Origin of the sequence: Nocardioides sp. TF02-7, assembly GCF_022437945.1 — a bacterium.
In the GTDB taxonomy this organism is placed as follows: Bacteria; Actinomycetota; Actinomycetes; order Propionibacteriales; family Nocardioidaceae; genus Nocardioides.
The window spans coordinates 4,497,748-4,515,333 of sequence record NZ_CP092535.1 but is presented as its reverse complement, the minus strand read 5'-3'; the positions used below and the strand labels follow the sequence as shown (position 1 = coordinate 4,515,333).

Annotated in this window: 16 protein-coding genes, 4 tRNA genes and 2 pseudogenes; 12 read left to right on the top strand and 10 right to left on the bottom strand. The window is 73.0% G+C overall.

The window, feature by feature from the left end; translation table 11 throughout:
- Positions 1-35: 35 nt before the first annotated feature.
- A complete protein-coding gene (locus MF408_RS23475; RefSeq protein ID WP_345893804.1) occupies positions 36-2,180 on the bottom strand; it encodes an acyl-CoA dehydrogenase family protein in 2,145 nt (714 codons plus the stop codon).
- Positions 2,181-2,198: 18 nt separating this feature from the next.
- Here MF408_RS23475 and MF408_RS23470 point away from each other — a divergent pair, with 18 nt between their 5' ends.
- The 3 genes and pseudogenes from MF408_RS23470 to MF408_RS23460 all read left to right on the top strand — a co-directional run bounded on the left by MF408_RS23470 (position 2,199) and on the right by MF408_RS23460 (position 4,334).
- Positions 2,199-3,170 (top strand): YihY/virulence factor BrkB family protein, encoded by a 972-nt coding sequence (locus MF408_RS23470; protein WP_240249601.1) that lies wholly within the window; start codon positions 2,199-2,201, stop codon positions 3,168-3,170.
- Between the two features lie 176 nt (positions 3,171-3,346).
- A pseudogene (locus tag MF408_RS23465) lies at positions 3,347-3,892 on the top strand (potassium channel family protein); the annotation flags it as partial.
- 76 nt (positions 3,893-3,968) lie between these two features.
- Positions 3,969-4,334: a hypothetical protein gene (locus MF408_RS23460; RefSeq protein ID WP_240252200.1), complete on the top strand. Its 366-nt coding sequence runs from the start codon at positions 3,969-3,971 to the stop codon at positions 4,332-4,334.
- A 6-nt stretch (positions 4,335-4,340) separates the two neighbouring features.
- Here the strand turns inward: MF408_RS23460 and MF408_RS23455 are convergent, their stop codons facing one another.
- The 4 genes from MF408_RS23455 to MF408_RS23440 are packed head-to-tail and all read right to left on the bottom strand — an operon-like array spanning position 4,341 to position 8,711.
- Entirely contained in the window at positions 4,341-4,937 is a 597-nt protein-coding gene (locus MF408_RS23455; protein WP_240249600.1) for a TetR/AcrR family transcriptional regulator, read from the bottom strand.
- A 37-nt stretch (positions 4,938-4,974) separates the two neighbouring features.
- The gene (locus tag MF408_RS26230; RefSeq protein WP_275693527.1) at positions 4,975-5,853 is read right to left on the bottom strand and encodes a neutral/alkaline non-lysosomal ceramidase N-terminal domain-containing protein; all 879 of its coding nucleotides are present in this window, start codon (positions 5,851-5,853) and stop codon (positions 4,975-4,977) included.
- Positions 5,808-7,112: a neutral/alkaline non-lysosomal ceramidase N-terminal domain-containing protein gene (locus tag MF408_RS23445; RefSeq protein WP_240249599.1), complete on the bottom strand. Its 1,305-nt coding sequence runs from the start codon at positions 7,110-7,112 to the stop codon at positions 5,808-5,810. The genes MF408_RS26230 and MF408_RS23445 overlap by 46 nt, the downstream gene beginning before the upstream one ends.
- 54 nt (positions 7,113-7,166) lie before the next feature.
- A complete protein-coding gene (locus MF408_RS23440; RefSeq protein WP_240249598.1) occupies positions 7,167-8,711 on the bottom strand; it encodes a sulfatase in 1,545 nt (514 codons plus the stop codon).
- Positions 8,712-8,903: 192 nt separating this feature from the next.
- Here MF408_RS23440 and MF408_RS23435 point away from each other — a divergent pair, with 192 nt between their 5' ends.
- Positions 8,904-9,536 carry a GyrI-like domain-containing protein gene (locus MF408_RS23435; RefSeq protein ID WP_240249597.1) on the top strand — a complete coding sequence of 211 codons (633 nt, stop codon included), beginning with the start codon at positions 8,904-8,906 and terminating at the stop codon, positions 9,534-9,536.
- 9 nt (positions 9,537-9,545) lie between these two features.
- Here MF408_RS23435 and MF408_RS23430 read toward each other — a convergent pair whose 3' ends face one another.
- The 4 genes from MF408_RS23430 to MF408_RS23415 form a co-directional block, all read right to left on the bottom strand.
- Positions 9,546-10,010: a hypothetical protein gene (locus MF408_RS23430; protein WP_240249596.1), complete on the bottom strand. Its 465-nt coding sequence runs from the start codon at positions 10,008-10,010 to the stop codon at positions 9,546-9,548.
- Positions 10,011-10,768: 758 nt separating this feature from the next.
- Positions 10,769-10,843: transfer RNA gene (locus MF408_RS23425), tRNA-Val, on the bottom strand.
- 18 nt (positions 10,844-10,861) lie between these two features.
- Positions 10,862-10,932 (bottom strand) — tRNA-Cys (locus MF408_RS23420).
- Between the two features lie 73 nt (positions 10,933-11,005).
- Positions 11,006-11,078, bottom strand: a tRNA-Gly gene (locus tag MF408_RS23415).
- Positions 11,079-11,477: 399 nt separating this feature from the next.
- Here MF408_RS23415 and MF408_RS26225 point away from each other — a divergent pair.
- From MF408_RS26225 to MF408_RS23405, 3 genes are all read left to right on the top strand, one after another.
- Positions 11,478-11,867 carry a hypothetical protein gene (locus tag MF408_RS26225; RefSeq protein WP_275693526.1) on the top strand — a complete coding sequence of 130 codons (390 nt, stop codon included), beginning with the start codon at positions 11,478-11,480 and terminating at the stop codon, positions 11,865-11,867.
- Complete coding sequence (locus tag MF408_RS26220; RefSeq protein WP_275693282.1) at positions 11,752-12,135, top strand: aminotransferase class IV; 384 nt, start codon at positions 11,752-11,754, stop codon at positions 12,133-12,135. Before MF408_RS26225 ends, MF408_RS26220 begins: the two co-directional genes overlap by 116 nt.
- Positions 12,136-12,188: 53 nt before the next feature.
- Positions 12,189-12,260, top strand: a tRNA-Val gene (locus tag MF408_RS23405).
- Positions 12,261-12,325: 65 nt separating this feature from the next.
- Here MF408_RS23405 and MF408_RS23400 read toward each other — a convergent pair.
- The gene (locus MF408_RS23400) at positions 12,326-12,586 is read right to left on the bottom strand and encodes a DUF4031 domain-containing protein (RefSeq protein WP_240249595.1); all 261 of its coding nucleotides are present in this window, start codon (positions 12,584-12,586) and stop codon (positions 12,326-12,328) included.
- Between the two features lie 135 nt (positions 12,587-12,721).
- Here MF408_RS23400 and thrS point away from each other — a divergent pair.
- From thrS to pgsA, 5 genes and pseudogenes are all read left to right on the top strand, one after another.
- A pseudogene (gene thrS / locus MF408_RS23395) lies at positions 12,722-14,664 on the top strand (threonine--tRNA ligase).
- 5 nt (positions 14,665-14,669) lie between these two features.
- Complete coding sequence (locus tag MF408_RS23390; protein ID WP_240249594.1) at positions 14,670-15,656, top strand: hypothetical protein; 987 nt, start codon at positions 14,670-14,672, stop codon at positions 15,654-15,656.
- Positions 15,657-15,671: 15 nt separating this feature from the next.
- Positions 15,672-16,118, top strand: coding sequence for a TetR family transcriptional regulator (locus MF408_RS23385; protein ID WP_240249593.1), 447 nt, complete (start codon positions 15,672-15,674; stop codon positions 16,116-16,118).
- Entirely contained in the window at positions 16,118-16,393 is a 276-nt protein-coding gene (locus MF408_RS23380) for a hypothetical protein (RefSeq protein WP_240249592.1), read from the top strand. The genes MF408_RS23385 and MF408_RS23380 overlap by 1 nt, the downstream gene beginning before the upstream one ends.
- Positions 16,390-17,580, top strand: a complete 1,191-nt coding sequence (gene pgsA, locus MF408_RS27475) for a phosphatidylinositol phosphate synthase (protein WP_345893803.1) — start codon at positions 16,390-16,392, stop codon at positions 17,578-17,580. The genes MF408_RS23380 and pgsA overlap by 4 nt, the downstream gene beginning before the upstream one ends.
- The last annotated feature ends 6 nt before the right edge of the window (positions 17,581-17,586 follow it).

The window sequence follows — 17,586 nt, the reverse complement described above, 5'->3', positions numbered from 1 at the left end:
AGCGGGCACGACGGCGGTGTCGGTGCCGACGTGGATCAGCTCGAGTGCGACGCCGGCCGCGACAGCGGCTTCGTAGAGGGTGCGGCAGAGGGTGCGGTCGCCGTCGGTGAGGGTGGCTCTCCGCCGGGGCGGGCGAGCAGCACCGCGGCGCTGCCGGACGCGCCGGAAGGGTCGGTGTCGCCGGCCGCCTGGGCGAGGAGCCGCACGACCTCCGCGGCCTCGTCTGCGGCGATGGTGGCGGGGATGCCGTCGATCTCCACCACCCCGGGCCGCGGGCGGCGGTCGGGGTCGACGAGCAGCAGGTAGAGCCGGCGGGTGTGCCACCCCAGCGGCTGGAGGATGGTGCGCCACATCGTGGTGACGTCGGCGTCGGTGCGGAGGACGGGCCGGTGCGGGCCGTCGTCCCGAGAGATGTCGGTCATGCCGTCATCCTGCGCCGCTCGGTCCGGCCGCCGCGACCCCCGACCAGCGTCCTGTGGATAACCCGAAGAGGCCCGCCTGGTCAGGCCGTCGGGGTGGTCCGTTCGACGATCGCGCGGAGGTCGCCGCCGGCCAGCGCGCCGTAGACGCCGTCGTACGCCGCGCCGAGGCGCGAGGCGCAGAAGACGTCGGTCACCTCGACCGGCGCGTGCCGGACGAGCAACGCGCCCCTGCAGGCACAGCGCCATCCGCGACGCGAGGCGCCGGGCGTTGACCTCGGCGAGCGCCGGGTCGCCGACGACCTCCCCGAGCAGCGCGAGCGTGTCGTCGACGGCCCGGTCGAGCCGGGTGTCGCCGCCACGGGCCCGGCCGACCTCCGTGATCCAGGCGTCGAGCACCTCCGGCTCCCGCCCGAGGGCCCGGAGCACGTCGAGCGCGTTGACGTTGCCGGAGCCCTCCCAGACCGAGTTCAGCGGCGCCTCGCGGTAGATCAGCGGCATGCCGGACTCCTCGACGTAGCCGTTGCCGCCGAGGCACTCCAGCGCCTCCGCCGCGAGGTACGGCGTCCGCTTGCACACCCAGAACTTCGCCAGCGGCAGCGCGATCCGCCGCAACGCCGCCTCCGCCGGGTCGTGCCGGGCGTCGACGGCGGCGGCGAGCCGGATGGCCAGCGCGGTGGCGGCCTCGGACTCGACGGCGAGGTCGGCGACGACGTTCTGCATCAGCGGCTTGTCGGCCAGCAGCGAGCCGAACGCGGAGCGGTGGGCGACGTGCCACGACGCCTCGGCGACGGCGTGCCGCATCAGCGCCGCCGAGCCGAGCACGCAGTCGAGCCGGGTCGCGGCGACCATCTCGATGATGGTCCGCACGCCGCGGCCCTCGTCGCCGAGCCGGTGGGCGACGGTGCCGTCGAGCTCGAGCTCGGAGGAGGCGTTGGACCGGTTGCCGAGCTTGTCCTTGAGCCGCACCACGTCGAGCGGGTTGCGGCTGCCGTCGGGCAGCACCCGGGGCACGACGAAGCAGGTCACGCCGCCCGGGGCCTGCGCGAGCACGAGGAAGACGTCGTTCATCGGGGCGCTCGTGAACCACTTGTGGCCGTGCAGCGTGTACGCACCGTCGCCGGCCGGCCGCGCCTCGGTGATGTTGGCGCGCACGTCGGAGCCGCCCTGCTTCTCCGTCATCCCCATCCCGGCCAGCGCGCCGCGCTTCTCCGCGACCGGCCGCAGCCCCGGGTCGTAGGTGGTCGACGCGAGCAGCGGCGTCCACTCCCTTCGCGAGCGCGTCGTCGGCCCGGGCGCCGGCACGGCGGCGTACGTCATCGACACCGGGCAGCCGTGACCGGGCTCGGTCTGCGACCAGGCCATGAACCCCGCCGCCCGGCGCACGTGCGCGTGCGGGTCGCCGGCGTCCTGCCGCTCCCACGGCGTCGCCGCCAGCCCGTGCCCGATCGCGCGCTCCATCAGCCAGTGCCAGGAGGGGTGGAAGGCGACCTCGTCGACCCGGTTGCCGTAGCGGTCGTACGGCGTCAGCCGCGGCGGGTTCTCGTTGGCGAGCCGTCCGTGCTCGCGGGCCTCCGCGGTGCCGGCCTCGCGGCCGAGCGGCCCGAGCGAGTCGAGCACCTCGGGGGAGCCGTGCCGCAGCACGGCGTCGCTCAGCGCGCGGTCGGTGGCGACCACGTCGTGGCCTGCGAGCGGCGGCGCCTGGTTGAGGGTCCGCCGCAGCTGCCGACGGCCGCCGGGTGCCGGGTTCGGGGCGCTCATGTCGCTACCGTAACCGGCATGAGTGCCGAGGCTGCGGGGGTGGAGGGAAGTCCCCCGCCGCAGCCGCGGCACCGGCGGGTGGGGCACCTGCTGTGGCGCCTGGTCGTGACCACCGTCGGCTCCTGCCTGCGGCACCGGGTGACCGGCCTGGCGGCCGAGGGGGCGTTCTTCGCGGTGCTCTCGGTGCCGCCGCTGATCTTCGCCCTGATCGGCGCGATCGGCTACGTCGCCGACGCCTACTCGGCGGCGCAGGTCGAGGAGATCCGTGACGCCGTCGTCGACCTGACGTCGCGCTTCCTCACCGACCGCGCGGTCAACGAGGTGATCCGTCCGACGCTCAACCAGGTGCTCCGGCCGGGCCGGTTCGACGTGATCTCGATCGGGTTCGTGCTGTCGCTGTGGTCGGGGTCGCGGGCGCTCAACGTGTTCGTCGACACCATCACGATCATGCACGGGCTCGGCGGCCACCGCGGGATCGTGAAGACCCGGGCGCTGTCGTTCGTGCTCTACATCCTCGCCCTCGTCACGGGCGTGGTCTCGATCCCGCTGGTTGTCGCCGGGCCGACGCTGGTGCGCGGCTGGCTGCCCGAGCGGCTCGACTTCCTGATGTCGTTCTACTGGCCGGCCGTGGTGCTGATCTGCATCTGCTTCCTGGCGACGCTCTACCACGTGTCGGTGCCGGTGCGGACCAACTGGAGCTTCAACCTGCCCGGCGCCACGTTCTCCCTCCTCGCCTGGATCCTCGGCTCCTACGCGCTGCGCTGGTTCCTGACGGTGACCGCGGCCGACTCCCGCTCGATCTTCGGGCCGCTGGCGGCCCCGATCGCGGTGCTCCTGTGGCTCTACCTCGTGGCGCTCGCGGTGCTGATCGGCGCGGCGGTCAACGCCGCGTTCGACACCGTCTTCCCGCAGGCGTCGACCACCCGCGCCCGTCGCGAGCTGGTGTCGCGGCTGCGGGACCGGGTCGTGCTGGCGCGCGACCGACGGTGAGGTCCGTCGCCGGGTGGGGCGGCTGCACTAGATTCGCCGCGTGAACGACGCACCGGCCGCCGACGACTCCGTCGTCCTCGCGCACGGCCGGGTCGCGCTGCCCGACCGGGTCCGGTCGCCGTGGTGGGGAGCTGGGGCGGCGGATCCTCGCCGCGCTGGGCATCCTCGTCGGCACGGTGCTGCTCGTCTACCTCGACCGCGACGGCTACCGCGACGCCGGCGACGCCACCGCCGCCGACCCGACCGGCACCATCACGCTGATCGACGCGATCTACTACACGACCGTCACCCTGAGCACGACCGGGTACGGCGACATCGCGCCCGTCAGCGACACCGCCCGGCTGATCAACGCGTTCGTCATCACGCCCGCCCGGATCGGCTTCCTGGTGCTGCTGATCGGCACCACTCTGGAGGTGCTCGCGCAGCGCGGCCGCGAGCTGTTCCGGATCGCCCGCTGGAGGAGACACATGGGACACCACGTCGTGGTCATCGGCTACGGCACCAAGGGCCGCAGCGCCGTCGACACGCTCGTCAACAACGGGCTGCTCCGCGACCACGTCGTCGTGGTCGACCCGAGCCCCGAGGCACTCGCCGAGGCGCACGCCGACCAGCTCGCGGTGATCACCGGCGACGCCACCCGGCGGGAGGTGCTGCGGCGCGCCGGGGTCGCCAACGCCGACCAGGTCATCGTCACCACCGACCGCGACGACACCAACGTGCTCGCCACCCTGACGGTGCGCCAGCTCAATCCCGACGCGTTCATCGTCGCCGCGGTCCGGGGAGCAGGAGAACGCGCCGTTGATCCGGCAGTCGGGCGCCGACTCGGTGATCATCTCCGCCGACGCCGTCGGGCGGTTGCTCGGCCTGTCCTCGATGTCGCCGACGCTCGGCCGGGTGATGGAGGACCTGCTGACCTTCGGCGACGGGCTCGAGGTGGCCGAGCGCGAGCTGCTGGTCTCCGAGGTCGGCATGCCGCCGCAGTCGCTGCCCGACCAGGTGATCGCCGTCGTGCGCGACGAGAAGGTCTACCGCTACTTCGACCCGGTCGTGGCGCTCCTCGCCCGCGGCGACCGGCTGGTCGTCGTACGGCCGGCGAAGGAGCTGCCGTGGGCGCCCCGGCCGGGCACCCACAACGAGGACCTGGCCGTCGACGAGGAGGGCTGACCCGGGTCAGCCCTCGGTGCCCGGCTCCACCAGCATCGTCGCGAGGTGCTGGGCGAGGTGGTCGAGCACCTGCCGGGCGCTCGCGTCGTCGCGCCGCACCAGCCAGTCGAGGGTCAGCCCGTCGACCAGGGTGGTGAGGTAGCGGCCGACCACCTCGACCGGCACGGCCGTCCGCGCGCCGATCGACCGGAGCAGCACGACGAACGCGTGCGCGTAGCGCTCGTACTGCTGCCGCGCGACGTCGTCGTACCCGGGCGTGCGCAGGCAGTACTGGGTGAGCTCGTAGGTGAGCAGGTGCTGCTCGGGGTGGGTGGTCACGTGGTCCCAGTAGGCCTCGAGGCCGTCGCGGATCATCTCCCGTGGTGGTGCGCCGGGGCGGAACGACCCCTCGGCGAGGTCGACCGTGGTGCCGATCAGGCTCCTGATCACCGCGTCGAGGAGCTCCTGCTTGGAGTCGAAGCAGTAGTGGAAGACGCTGAGCGAGGTCTGGGCCTCGGCGACGATCGCGCGAGTGGTCGCCTTCCCGACGCCCTCGCGGGTCATCACCGCGACGGCCGCGTCGACGAGCTGTTGCCGGCGCTCGGCCAGCGGCATCCGGGTCATCGCTCCTCCTCGCTCGCGTCCGCGTCGCCGACCGGCCCTAGCGGGTCACGCGGAAGACCGGGCTGGTGCCACGCACCGGCGTCAGTGCGCCGCCCGCGGCCCGGGCGTCCCCGCGGTAGCGGACCCGGTACGTGCCCGGAGCGGCCTGCCGCGGGACGGCCCAGGTGATGGTGATCGCCGAGCCGCCGCGGAGGCGGGCCCACCGCAGCCTCGTCGACCAGTCACCGTCGTCGGCGACCCGCCGCCAGCGACCGTCGACGCGACGCTCCACGGTGAGGTACGTCGATCCGTGCCGCAGGTCGTTGTTGGGATAGGCACCGGCGAACACGACCCGCACCACCCCGCCGGGGCGGTACGACGCCCGCGGCGGGGTCAGCACGTCGCCGAACGCCGCACCACGGGGCGGCGTCTCCGGGCCGGTCGGCGAGCCGTCGGCGATCGGCGTCGGCTGCGTCGCCTTCGCCCCGAGCGGCAGCTGCCGGCCCTGCTTCATCGCCCGGGCCAGCCGGACGCTGACCTGGGTGATCGCCGGCAGCTGGTAGCGCCCGAAGATGGTCGAGGCGCCCTCGTACTCCTTGGCGTCGTACTCCTCCGGGGTGGTCAGGTAGTGCGCGTAGTGGTTGGCGTAGCCCTGGACGAGCACGTCGCGCAGCGGCACGCCCAGCTCCCGGGCGACCGCCCGCCGCAGCCGGAGGCCGGCGACGACGGTGACCTCGGCGGGCACGCCGATCAGGTGCAGCTGGCCGATCCGCAGCAGCTGCAGCGGCACGACGGACTGGACGAGGCCCAGGTCGCCGACGGGGAGCAGGACCTCCTTGGGGGCCTGGCACTCCCGCAGGGCCGGGCTGGCCGTGTAGAGCGCCTCGCTGATCAGGCCGAAGAGCGGGTTGCCGCCACCCGACCCCTCGTTGAAGATCGGGGAGCCCGCCGCCGCCGTCCTCCGTGCTGCCGGCGGCGAACGCGGCGCCGAGGGCGGGGGAGCAGGTGCGGTGCGGCTTCCCATCGGGGGTGTGGCGGCCGCTGACGCGGACGTCGCCGAGGTCGACGTGGACCAGGCGCGCGTCCACGCCGCCGCGCACCGGACGCCGCCGGTCCGCCCGGGTGCGGGCCGCCGTCAGCTGCCGCGAGCCGATGATCCGGGTGTTGGCGAACTCGTTGCGCGTCGGGCCGTCGGTGGGCCGCAGGTTGAGGTTGGGGGGACATGTCGCCGGCGTTGGTCTGGGCGAACGACGCGACGAACGCGGGGTCGGTGTCGGTGAGGTGGTCGACCCCGGCGAGCTCCTCCCAGCGGTGCTGCGCGTAGCCCTTGTTGTCCGGGCTGATCAGGTGGTTGCCCGTCGACATGCTCGTCGCGTGGACCGCGAACCAGTTGATCGCGCCCACCGCGCGCCCGCGCCGGTGCACGCGGAGCGTGGTGCTCAGGGTGTCGGTCGCACGGGGGAAGAACCGGCGGTCGCGCGCCGGGTTGCGGTCGAACGCCGCGCGCGAGCGGTTGACGCTCGCGTTGCGCAGGTGGGTGCGGGCGAGGGTCAGCCGCGCCGGCGCCAGGTCGCGGTGGGCACGGACGATCGACTGCGTCACGCCGCGGACGATGGCGTCGTAGGTCTTCTCGTGGAAGAAGCCGGAGAACAGGTTGTACATGTTGTGGTGGGAGTAGCCGCCGACCCCCGCGTGCGTGTGGGTCGCGGTCAGCATGACGTTGCGCTCGCCGTAGCGGCTGCCGAGCCGGTGCCGCACCCGGTCGAGGACGTCGTCGCGCAGCCCCTGGAAGAACATCCCGATGTCGGCGACCACGTGCACCACCCGCCGGCCGGTGCGGCGGTCGACCACCACGAACGCCCGGGAGCGCTGCCGCATGTGGAGGCCCTCGGTCACCTGGGTGGTGTCGGCGTACCCCATCATCCCGGTCTCCGCCGGCTCCCCGGTGATGTCGGCGATCCCGCGGCCGACGAGGTACGGCGCCTGGGCCGGCCGGGCCGACCGGGTGTGGCTCGGTGCCGGGGCTGCCACCGCCTCCGCCGTTCGCGCCGCGGGCGCGAGCTCCGCGGCGGAGCCGGCTCGGGCGGGGGAGCCGGGCAGGAGCAGCGTCGGCGTCGCCACGACGAGAGCGGCCGTGAGCGCGGCACAGCCGGCGCGGAACCGGCGGACCGGGCGCTGCCGGGAGGGCGAGGGCAAGGAGGCCTCCTCTGCGGGTCGGGTAAAGAGTTCAACGACGCCGCGGCGGCGCGGTTAGCCGCCGGGCGCGTCCCACCCGCAGGTGCCGCTCAGTCGCGCCGGGGCGCCGGCAGCCGCCCGAAGACCCGGTTGCAGTCGCGCACGCCGGAGCAGCTCGACAGCGCGCCGGTGCGGCGCTGCAGCTCGCGGCGGACCACGGCGTAGGCAGGGTCGCGGAACCGGTTGCGCAGCTCGAAGGGGGTCGCGCTCGCGGTCGAACAGCACGCCGGTGCTCGGGTCGCCGGCGTGGACGGCGTAGGTGTAGCGACGGGTCACCACGCCGCGGTAGGCGAGCCCCGGGGTGCTGTCGCGCTTCTCGTCGCCGGTCAGCACGAGGATGGTGTCCCGCCGGGTGCGTGCCCCGGTCGCCTGCTCCAGCCCGAGGCCGTCGAGCCGGCGGCCGGGTCGGGCGTCGGCCCAGCCGACCATCGACCGCACCAGGTCGAGCAGGGTGACCGGCTCCCGGTGGACCGTGCCCGGGGTGATCCCGGGGCCCCGCACGAGCAGCGGCACCCGCAGCGCCTCCTGGTAGACGCTGTTCTTGCCGACCCGGGAGTGCTCGCCGAGCAGGTAGCCGTTGTCGGAGGTGAACACGACGTAGGTGTCGGAGAGCTCGCCGGCGTCGGCCAGCTGGCGCACGGTGCGGGCGACGGCGTCGTCGACCGACCGCAGCGCCCGGAGCCGGTCGCGGAACAGCGCCGGCACCTCGCGGCGGTCGAACGAGCGGGTGAGCGCCCGCATGTCCGCCGGCAGGTCGGCGACCTGCGTCTCGGCGTACGACGGCTTCCCGGCCGCGTCCGGCCGGGTGGTCCGGTGGATCCCGCGGTACTTCGCTTCCGGCAGCGGCCTCCGGTGCCCGTCGTGCACGGCGATCGTGTCGTGCGGGGCGAGGTGGTTGACGAAGAGGAGGAACGGGTCGTCCGTGTCGCTGAACGCCCGGATCGCCTCGCCGGTCCGGTCGCCGAGGACGTGGGTGATGTAGCGGCCGGTGGTCACGTCGCCGTTCGCGAACCCGAGCGGCGACAGCAGGCCGTAGCCGTAGACCCCCTCGACGGTCGGGTCCCACCGGGTCCAGCCGTCGGGCCGCGGACGGCTGGTCTCCTCGTAGCCGTTGAGGTACTTGCCGGTGTAGAAAGTGCGGTAGCCGGCCGCAGCCAGCCACCGGGCGATCGTGTTGTCCTTCGCCTTCAGCGCCGGGAACCCGCCCCACGGCCCGCGGTTGTGGCGCACGCCGTTGTTGTGGCCGTACTGGCCGGTGACGAGCTCGGCGCGGGCCGGGCAGCACATCGGGTGCGGCGAGATCGCACGGGTGTACGTCGCGCCGGCGCGCCCGAGGAGCCGACGCGTGCGCGGCATAAACGCGAGGTCGCCGTACCGCATGTCGTCGGTGAGGATCAGCACGATGTTGGGCTGGTCGGGCCGGTCGGGGCCGGGGGCCGCCGCTGCTCTCGCGCCGCCGGTGAGCGCGCCGGCAGGCGGGCCGGCGACGGGCGTGCTGGTGGCGGTCAGCAGCAGGACGAGCAGCGCCGCGAGCGGCAGCAGACGGGCCGGACGGCGCACGGGACCTCCCAGGGACGGACTACCTGTCAGACACGTAGACCGCCCCGGAGGTTGCGTCCGGTGCGTGTCGTGCTGACCGGTCCAGCGGGAGCATGGCGGGATCCGCGATCGCGCGGAGGCGGTTTCCACAGCTTCGCGCTGCCCGCTCCGCGCCGCTGGGGCGCTGTCGGGCCGCGCTGCTTCAATGGCGGCGTGGCTGAGGCGGCGGCGAAGACCGACTTCAAGAAGACGCTCGACTCCTACCGGGCGCGGGCGGGGGAGTTCCGCGTGCTGGAGGTCCCGCCGATGCGCTACCTGGCGGTCGACGGGCGCGGCGACCCCAACACGGCGCAGGAGTACGCCGACGCGCTCGCGGCGCTCTACCCGGTGGCCTACCGGCTGAAGTTCGCCAGCAAGCGGGAGCTCGGGCGCGACTACGTCGTGCCGCCGCTCGAGGCGCTGTGGTGGGCCGACGACATGGCGGCGTTCACCTCCGCGCGGGACAAGTCACGGTGGGAGTGGACCGCGATGCTGATGGTCCCCGACTGGGTCGCGGATGACATGGTCGACGCCGCCCTGGCCGCCGTCGCCGCCGGTGACCGGCCGGCACCTCTCGACGAGGTCCGCCTGGAGCTCCTGGACGAGGGCCTGTGCGTCCAGACGCTGCACGTCGGCTCCTACGACGACGAGACCGCGACCCTGGCCGACCTGCACGACCGCTTCATTCCCGAGGCCGGCCTGCGGATGACGGGCCGGCACCACGAGATCTACCTGAGCGACCCGCGACGGGTGGAGCCGTCCCGCCTCCGGACGATCCTGCGGCAGCCGGTTGCGCGGGTCGGCTGAGCCGACGAGCTAGTCGTCGGACTCCTGCCCGGCGTCCTTGGCGACGGCCTCGGCGACGTCGGCCGGCGTGACGTCGACCTTGCTCGGGTCGGCGGCGGCGTCGATGGCCGTCGTCGGCTTGCTCGTGGCCGCCTCCTTGGAGGGCTTCGGCTTGTCGACCGGCGCCGGGTCGAGGCCGAGCTCCTCGGTGACGTTCACCGGCTCCGGCCGCGAGCCGGTGCTGTCGTCCGTCGTGGCGGTGGCCGGCTCCTCGGTGGGCTCCGCGGCGGTGTCCTGCGGGGTGGTGTCCTCCGGGGTGGCGCGCGTCGGGTCGTCGTCCTTGTCGTCCCGGTCGTCTCTGTCGTCCTTGCTCCGCCCGACGGCGGCGGCCGCCCCCTTCGCCAGGCCGACCGCCGACCCGACCGCGGTCACCGGGACCTTCGCGGCTCCGGCGGCCACGTCCTTGATCTTGCCCAGCTGGTTCTTGAGAGCCACGGGTCGTCCCCCTCGCTTCGTCGGGTACTGGTGGACCCTCCGGTACCCGGGCGCGGGCTCACCACGCACACGAGGGGGCGGCGGTGTGTGTGAGACGCGACTCGGTCGACGCGTTTGCGCGGAGGAGGGGAACCGGCCTGCCTCCGCACCGGCGCTGAGTCCTCTGATGCTCAGCGACGACGCATCTCTCGTACGAAGATCCAGATCAGCCACAGTCCCCCGGTGACGAGGGTCAGGATGGCGTCGAGGACGAAGTTGCCGAAGCCGTAGCCATTGCGTGCCACCGGATCCACCTTTCAGGGCCTCGAGCGACAGCATGCCGTAGCGCGCGTGCACGTGCGAGGGTGCGTTTTCGAGAACTCGCGACCATCGACCCCGCCGTCGCCGAGGCCCGACCACGACACTGTCCGGTCTCCGGGGCGCTGGCAGCGTCGATGAGCTGGTCAGGGGTGAGTCGGGGTCCGAGGAGGGGACGGGACCTCCGCACCGTCCGGTGGGGGCGCCCCGCATCCCCGAGGGTGGGGATCCCGAGGATGCGGGGCTGAGCCAGGCCCGGGGGACGGGCGGTGCCTGGCCTGTTCGCAGTATGTGGAGCCGAACGCGATTCCGGTGTGTGAACCGGGCGGGTCCCCAAGATGGGCTACGTGGGCGGCAGACGACGTCCCGCTGGACGATGGGTAACGTCGCCCTCTCGGGCACAGAGAAAGGGACGAGGCCGGTTCCAGACTTGGAAACCGGCCTCTCACCTGCGGTGCTACTGGTGGGCGATACTGGGTTTGAACCAGTGACCTCTTCCGTGTCAAGGAAGCGCGCTACCGCTGCGCCAATCGCCCGTGTGGAGTTGTGCGACGAGGTGGGTACGGGATTTGAACCCGTGTAGACGGATTTGCAGTCCGTTGCCTCGCCTCTCGGCCAACCCACCGCGGAGGCCAGGCCCCCAAGAAACCTGCCGGTTCTTACCGACCTCAGGTCGGCCAGTGGAACTGACCTCTCCGAGCGGACGACGAGGCTCGAACTCGCGACCTCAACCTTGGCAAGGTTGCGCTCTACCAACTGAGCTACGTCCGCCTGCGTTGCGCAGCCCGGGGGCTGCGGCGCGGTGAGAACAGTAGCCCATGGTCACTTCAGCAACAAAATGGGGGTCCGGTCGGGGCGGCGTGGGGGGAGTGCGGGGCTCCGGCGACGTGAGGTTTCCCCGGTCGACCGGGGAAACCTCAACATGTCGGGCAAAGCAATGCCGGACAAGTGGAGGTTTTGCCCGTCACGTCAGCGTCCCGGCGGCCGCGTCCCCCCGGACCCCGCGCCGCCCGCCCCCACCCACGCCCCCACTGCCGACGCCGCCCCACCCCACGCCCCGGCGCCCTACCCTGACGCCGTGCACCCGAGGAACCCCGCCCGGCCCTCGGGCCGGGCGATGCGGTCTTCGAGACGGTCAAGGTCGTCGGGGGGCGGCCGTTCGCGCTCGACCTGCACCTCGAGCGGCTGGCGAGCGGCGCGGAGATGGCGGGGCTCGGGGAGGTCGACGAGGCGGTCGTACGCCGGGAGGTCGCGGTCGCGCTCCAGGGCGGGCAGCCGCCGCTCGGCCGGCTCCGGATCACCGTGTCGGCCGGCCCCACCGTCACCGTGGCGGCCGGGCCGCTCGCGCCGCCGGCGCCGACGGCCGCGGTCGCGACCGTGCCGTGGCCCCGCAACGAGCGGGGCGCGCTGGTGGGCCTGGAAGTCGACGGCGTACGCCGAGAACGTGGTCGCCCTGGCCCACGCCCGGCGGCGCGGGGCCGACGAGGCGGTGTTCTCCGACGTCGCCGGTCACCTCTGCGAGGGCACGTCGACCAACGTCTTCTACGTCGTCGGCGGTGAGCTGCGCACCCCGACCCTTGCCAGCGGCTGCCTCCCCGGCGTGACCCGCCGGCTGCTGCTCGACTGGTTCGGCGGCACCGAGGTCGACGAGCCGCTCGCGGTCGCTGCCGCGGCCGACGAGGTCATCCTCGTCTCCACGACCCGCGACGTGCAGGGCGTCCACCGCTGGGACGACCGGGAGCTGCCGGCGCCCGGGCCGGTGACCCGCCGGGCGATGGACGTGTGGCGCCAGCGGGAGCCGGAGCTGCTGACGACGCCCACGATGTGAACGCCGGCCGGGGATGCGTTAAAGTCTCCGATCGCGGTCGGCATGGCCGCTCCGGGCGATTGGCGCAGTGGTAGCGCGCTTCGTTCACACCGAAGAGGTCACTGGTTCGAACCCAGTATCGCCCACCTCGAGAAACCCCGCCGGTCCGCCGACCGGCGGGGTTCTGCCGTTCCCCGGACCGAGAGCGACCTCAGGCGCTCTTGCGCCGCCGCAGCCCGGCGGCGTGCAGCCGGCGCACGAGCTCCCGGCTCCGGACGGGCTCGGCGCCGGCCGCGAGCGCGGCGTCGTAGACCTCGGCCGGTACGTCGTAGTGGTCGCGGTCGAACGCGCGCCGCGGCACACCGAGTGCGGCGGCGAACACGTGCAGCTCCTCGTACGACGTGTCCGAGACGAGGTGGGACCAGAGGCGTCCGCGCCAGGGCACGGACGGCGGGTCGATGAGCACGGCCACAGGAGCAGTATGTCCCGCGCGGTCCGCGGGGCCGGTCGATACGATCGACCTCCGGCCGCGACCGGCCGTTCGCCACCAACCCGAGGAGCCCCCGTGTCCGAGATCAAGGTCGTCCGCGTCCACGCCGGTGAGCGGCTGGAGCAGACCACCACGACCGGCACCAAGGCGTGGGAGCTGTTCACGGACGACCCGCAGGTGGTCGCCGCGCGGGTCGGCGGCGACCTGAAGGACCTGTCCTACGAGCTGCGGGACGGCGACGAGGTGGAGAGCGTCCCGATCGACAGCCCCGACGGGCACGACATCCTCCGCCACTCCTGCGCCCACGTGCTGGCGCAGGCCGTGCAGGACCTCTACCCGGACGCCAAGCTCGGCATCGGGCCGCCGATCAGGGACGGCTTCTACTACGACTTCGACGTCGAGACGCCGTTCACCCCGGACGACCTCGCCAAGATCGAGACCCGGATGCGCAAGATCATCAAGGAGAACCAGCGGTTCTCCCGCCGGGTCACCACCGACGACGACGCCCGCGTCGAGCTCGCCGACGAGCCGTACAAGCTCGAGCTGATCGGGCTGAAGGGCAGCGCCGCGGACGCCGCCGAGGGCGCCGGCGCGGAGGTCGGTGCCGGCGAGCTCACGATCTACGACAACATCGGCCGCAACGGCGAGGTCGCCTGGAAGGACCTCTGCCGCGGCCCGCACCTGCCGACCACCAAGCGGATCCCCGCGTTCAAGCTGATGCGCTCCGCCGCGGCGTACTGGCGGGGCGACGAGAAGAACAAGCAGCTGCAGCGCGTCTACGGCACCGCCTGGGAGTCGAAGGAGGCGCTCGACGGCTACCTGCACCGGCTCGAGGAGGCCGAGAAGCGCGACCACCGCAAGCTCGGCCGCGACCTCGACCTGTTCAGCTTCCCCGACGAGATCGGCTCCGGCCTGCCCGTCTTCCACCCCCAAGGGCGGCGTGATCAAGCGGGTGATGGAGGACTACGTCCGCCAGCGCCACATCGAGGAGGGCTTCGAGTACGTCGGCACGCCCCACATCTCCAAGGAGGGGACGTTCCACCTCTCCGGGCACCTGCCCTACTACGCCGACGGGATGTTCCCGCCCATGGAGTTCGAGGGCGCGAACTACTACCTCAAGGCCATGAACTGCCCGATGCACAACCTGATCTTCCGGTCGCGCGGGCGCTCCTACCGCGAGCTGCCGCTGCGGCTGTTCGAGTTCGGGCACGTCTACCGCTACGAGAAGTCCGGTGTGATCCACGGCCTGACCCGGGTGCGCGGGTTCGCCCAGGACGACTCGCACTCCTACGTGACCCCGGAGCAGGCTCCTGACGAGATCCGGCACCTGCTCGGGTTCATCCTCGGCCTGCTGCGCGACTTCGGCCTCGACGACTACTACCTCGAGCTCTCCACGCGCGACGACTCCAAGCCGGACAAGTTCGTCGGCAGCGACGAGGAGTGGGCGGTCGCCACGCAGGTGCTCGAGGACGTCTGCAAGGAGACCGGCCTCGAGCTGGTGCCCGACCCCGGCGGCGCCGCCTACTACGGCCCCAAGGTGTCGGTGCAGGCGCGCGACGCCATCGGCCGCACCTGGCAGATGTCGACGATCCAGTACGACTTCAACCAGCCCAAGGGCTTCGAGCTCGAGTACGCCGCCGCGGACGGCACCCGGAAGCAGCCGGTGATGATCCACTCGGCCAAGTTCGGGTCGATCGAGCGGTTCATCGGCGTCCTCGTCGAGCACTACGCCGGCGCGTTCCCTCCGTGGCTCGCCCCGGTGCAGGTCCAGGGCATCCCGATCGCCGAGCGGCACAACGACTACCTGGCCGACGTCGCCGGGCAGCTCCGGGCGCGCGGCATCCGGGTCGAGGTCGACGACTCCGACGACCGGATGCAGAAGAAGATCCGCAACCGCGCAGCTGCAGAAGGTGCCGTTCATGGTGATCGCGGGCGACCAGGACGTCGAGGCCGGAGCGGTGTCGTTCCGCTACCGCGACGGGCGCCAGGACAACGGCGTCCCGGTGGCGGAGGCGATCGAGCGGGTGACGGCCGCGATCGCCTCCCGCGAGCAGGTCTGACGACGGTGCGGCTCCGGGGGGCGGCGGCCACCGCGGCGGCGGGGGTGCTGCTGTCGCTCCTCGGCGCCTGTGCCGACGACGACCCCGGGAGCGGAGCCGACGACGGCCCGGCCGCGACCGCGTCGCCGACCCCGTCCGAGAGCCCGACCCGGCGCCGCGACCTCGACAAGCAGGGCGACGCGGGCCAGCCCGGCGAGGACGCGAGCGACCTGGCCGAGATGGCCGAGGACCTCGCCGGCGAGCAGGGAGAGATCCCGGCCCGTCTCGAGCCGGTGCAGGGTGCTGACGTCAGCTGGCCGCAGTGCCCGAAGGGCATGGGCATCCCGGAGAAGCGCACCCTCGGGCTGCCGATGCCGGTCGAGGAGGCCGAGTTCGTCGTCATCGGCCTGACCAACGGCCCCGCGTTCACGCCCAACCCGTGCCTGGCCGACCAGGTGGCGTGGGTGCGCGAGCGCGGCCTGATGGCGGCGGCGTACGCCGTCACCAGCTTCCCCGACCGCGCCACCCTGGAGACCTACGGCTGGGACGGCCCCTACCCGGCCCAGGACCGGCTGGGGCGGCTGAAGAACGCCGGCTACCAGCAGGCGCGGTTCAACCTGGACTCGATGTCGGAGGCCGGTCTCACCTCGCCGGTCGTCTGGATCGACGTCGAGCCGGTGCCGTCGTTCGAGTGGAGCGACGACAAGGCCGCCAACGCGGCGGTCGTCGAGGGCGTCGCCCGCGGCTACGCCGACGCCGGCATGGACATCGGCGTCTACTCCACGCCGTACCTGTGGGACGTCGTGGTCGGCGACTTCCGGCTCGGCGGCGTCCCCGAGTGGCGGGCGGCCGGCCAGACCTCGCGCGACGAGGCGCTGGCGCGGTGCGAGTCCGACTGGTCGATCCAGGGCGGGCTCGCCGTCATGGGCCAGTGGGTCGCCGACAGCCGCGACCACAACATCACCTGTCCCGGCATCTCGGCCGACCTCGGCCGCTGGTTCCACCAGTACTAGGAGCGGGGGAGCGGGATGGCCGGACGGCACGACGACGTCGTCGGCGGCGACGGTCGGCGGTTGCGGTGGCAGGAGCACAACCACGCACGCCAGCAGGTGATCATCGACGCCGCGGTCCGGGTGCTCGAGCGCGCGGAGCCGGGCCACGAGGTGCAGGTCCAGCAGATCGCGGACGAGGCCGGCCTCGCCCGCACCGTCATCTACCGGCACTTCCACGACCGCACCGAGCTCGACCGCGCGGTGCAGGAGCGGATCTGCGCCGACCTCGGCGCCCGGCTCCTGCCGCAGCTGTCGTACGACGACCGGCCGGTCGAGGTGATCCGGCGGGTCGTCCACGCCCTCGTGACCTGGGCGGAGGAGCACCGCACCCTGTTCTGGTTCGCCGAGCTCGACCTGCCGGGGCCGGGGCCGGGCCCCTGTCCGAGGCGACCGAGCAGATCGTCGGGCGGATCGAGGTCCTGATGACCGCCGTCTTCGACGACGTGGGCGTCGAGCTCACCGACGACGACCGGGCGGGGCTGGACCCGTGGGTGTTCGCCCTGATCGGCTCGGTCTGGTCGGGTGTCAAGCGGTGGACCATGCGGCCCGAGCGGGTGCCGCCGGCCGACCGCTTCGCCGACATCCTGGCCCACACCGTCTGGGTGCAGCTCGAGGGCATGGCCACCGTCCGGGGGATCCCGGTGCCCGACGTCCCCCTGACCCACCTGGCCCGGCTGCTGCAACAATCCGACCCGTGACCGACCCCGACGGCCTGGAGCGGCTGTGGACGCCGCACCGGATGGCCTACGTCCGTGGCGAGGAGGACGAGCCCGACCCCGAGCGCCCCGAGTGCCCGTTCTGCCGGATCACGCCCGACCCGGCCTCGTCGTCCGACGACGAGCTGGTCGTGGCGCGCGGCACCACGGCGTACGTCGTGCTCAACCTCTACCCCTACAACCCCGGCCACCTGATGGTGCTGCCCTACCGGCACGTCGCCGACTACACCGAGCTCGACGACGCCGAGACGCTCGAGCTGGCCGAGCTGACCAAGCGGGCGCTGGTCACCGTCCGCGAGGTCTCCCAGCCGCACGCGTTCAACGTCGGCCTCAACCTCGGTGGCGTCGCCGGCGGCTCGCTGTCCGGCCACCTGCACCAGCACGTCGTGCCGCGGTGGTCGGGCGACGCCAACTTCATGACCGTGGTCGCCGGCACCAAGACCCTCCCGCAGCTGCTCGGGGGAGACCCGCGACCTCCTCGCCCGGGCCTGGCCGGGGTAGCCTCCACCCTCGTGCTCGAGCGCTTCCGCGATTTCTGGACCCGGTTCTGGTCGCCGGTCGCCCACCTGCTGATCAGGCTGGGCGTGACGCCCAACATGGTCACGCTGGTCGGCACGCTCGGCGTGAGCACCGCTGCGCTCGTCTTCTTCCCCAGGGGCGAGCTGCTGGTCGGCGTGCTGGTCATCACCGCGTTCGTCTTCAGCGACCTGATGGACGGCTACATGGCGCGGCTGACCGGGAAGACGTCGAAGTTCGGCGCGTTCTGGGACTCCACGCTCGACCGGATCGGCGACGGGGCGATCTTCGGCGGCCTGGCGCTCTACTTCGCCGGCGACGGCGACAGCTACCTCTACCTCTGTGTCACCCTCTGGTGCCTGGTGATGGGGTCGGTCACCTCCTACGCCCGGGCCCGCGCCGAGTCGCTCGGGATGGACGCCAAGGGCGGGATCGCCGAGCGGTCCGACCGGCTGGTGTCGATCCTGGTGATGACCGGGCTGTCCGACATCTTCGACCTGCCCGAGCTCATGTACGTCACGCTGTGGGCGCTCGCGGCGGCCAGCACCTACACGGTGGTCTTCCGGATCGTGAAGGTCTACCGCCAGGCCGTCGCCGCCGACGCGGCGTCCGCTCCTGGATCGGAGGACGCCGGCGACGCCGGGCGGGCTTAGGATCCG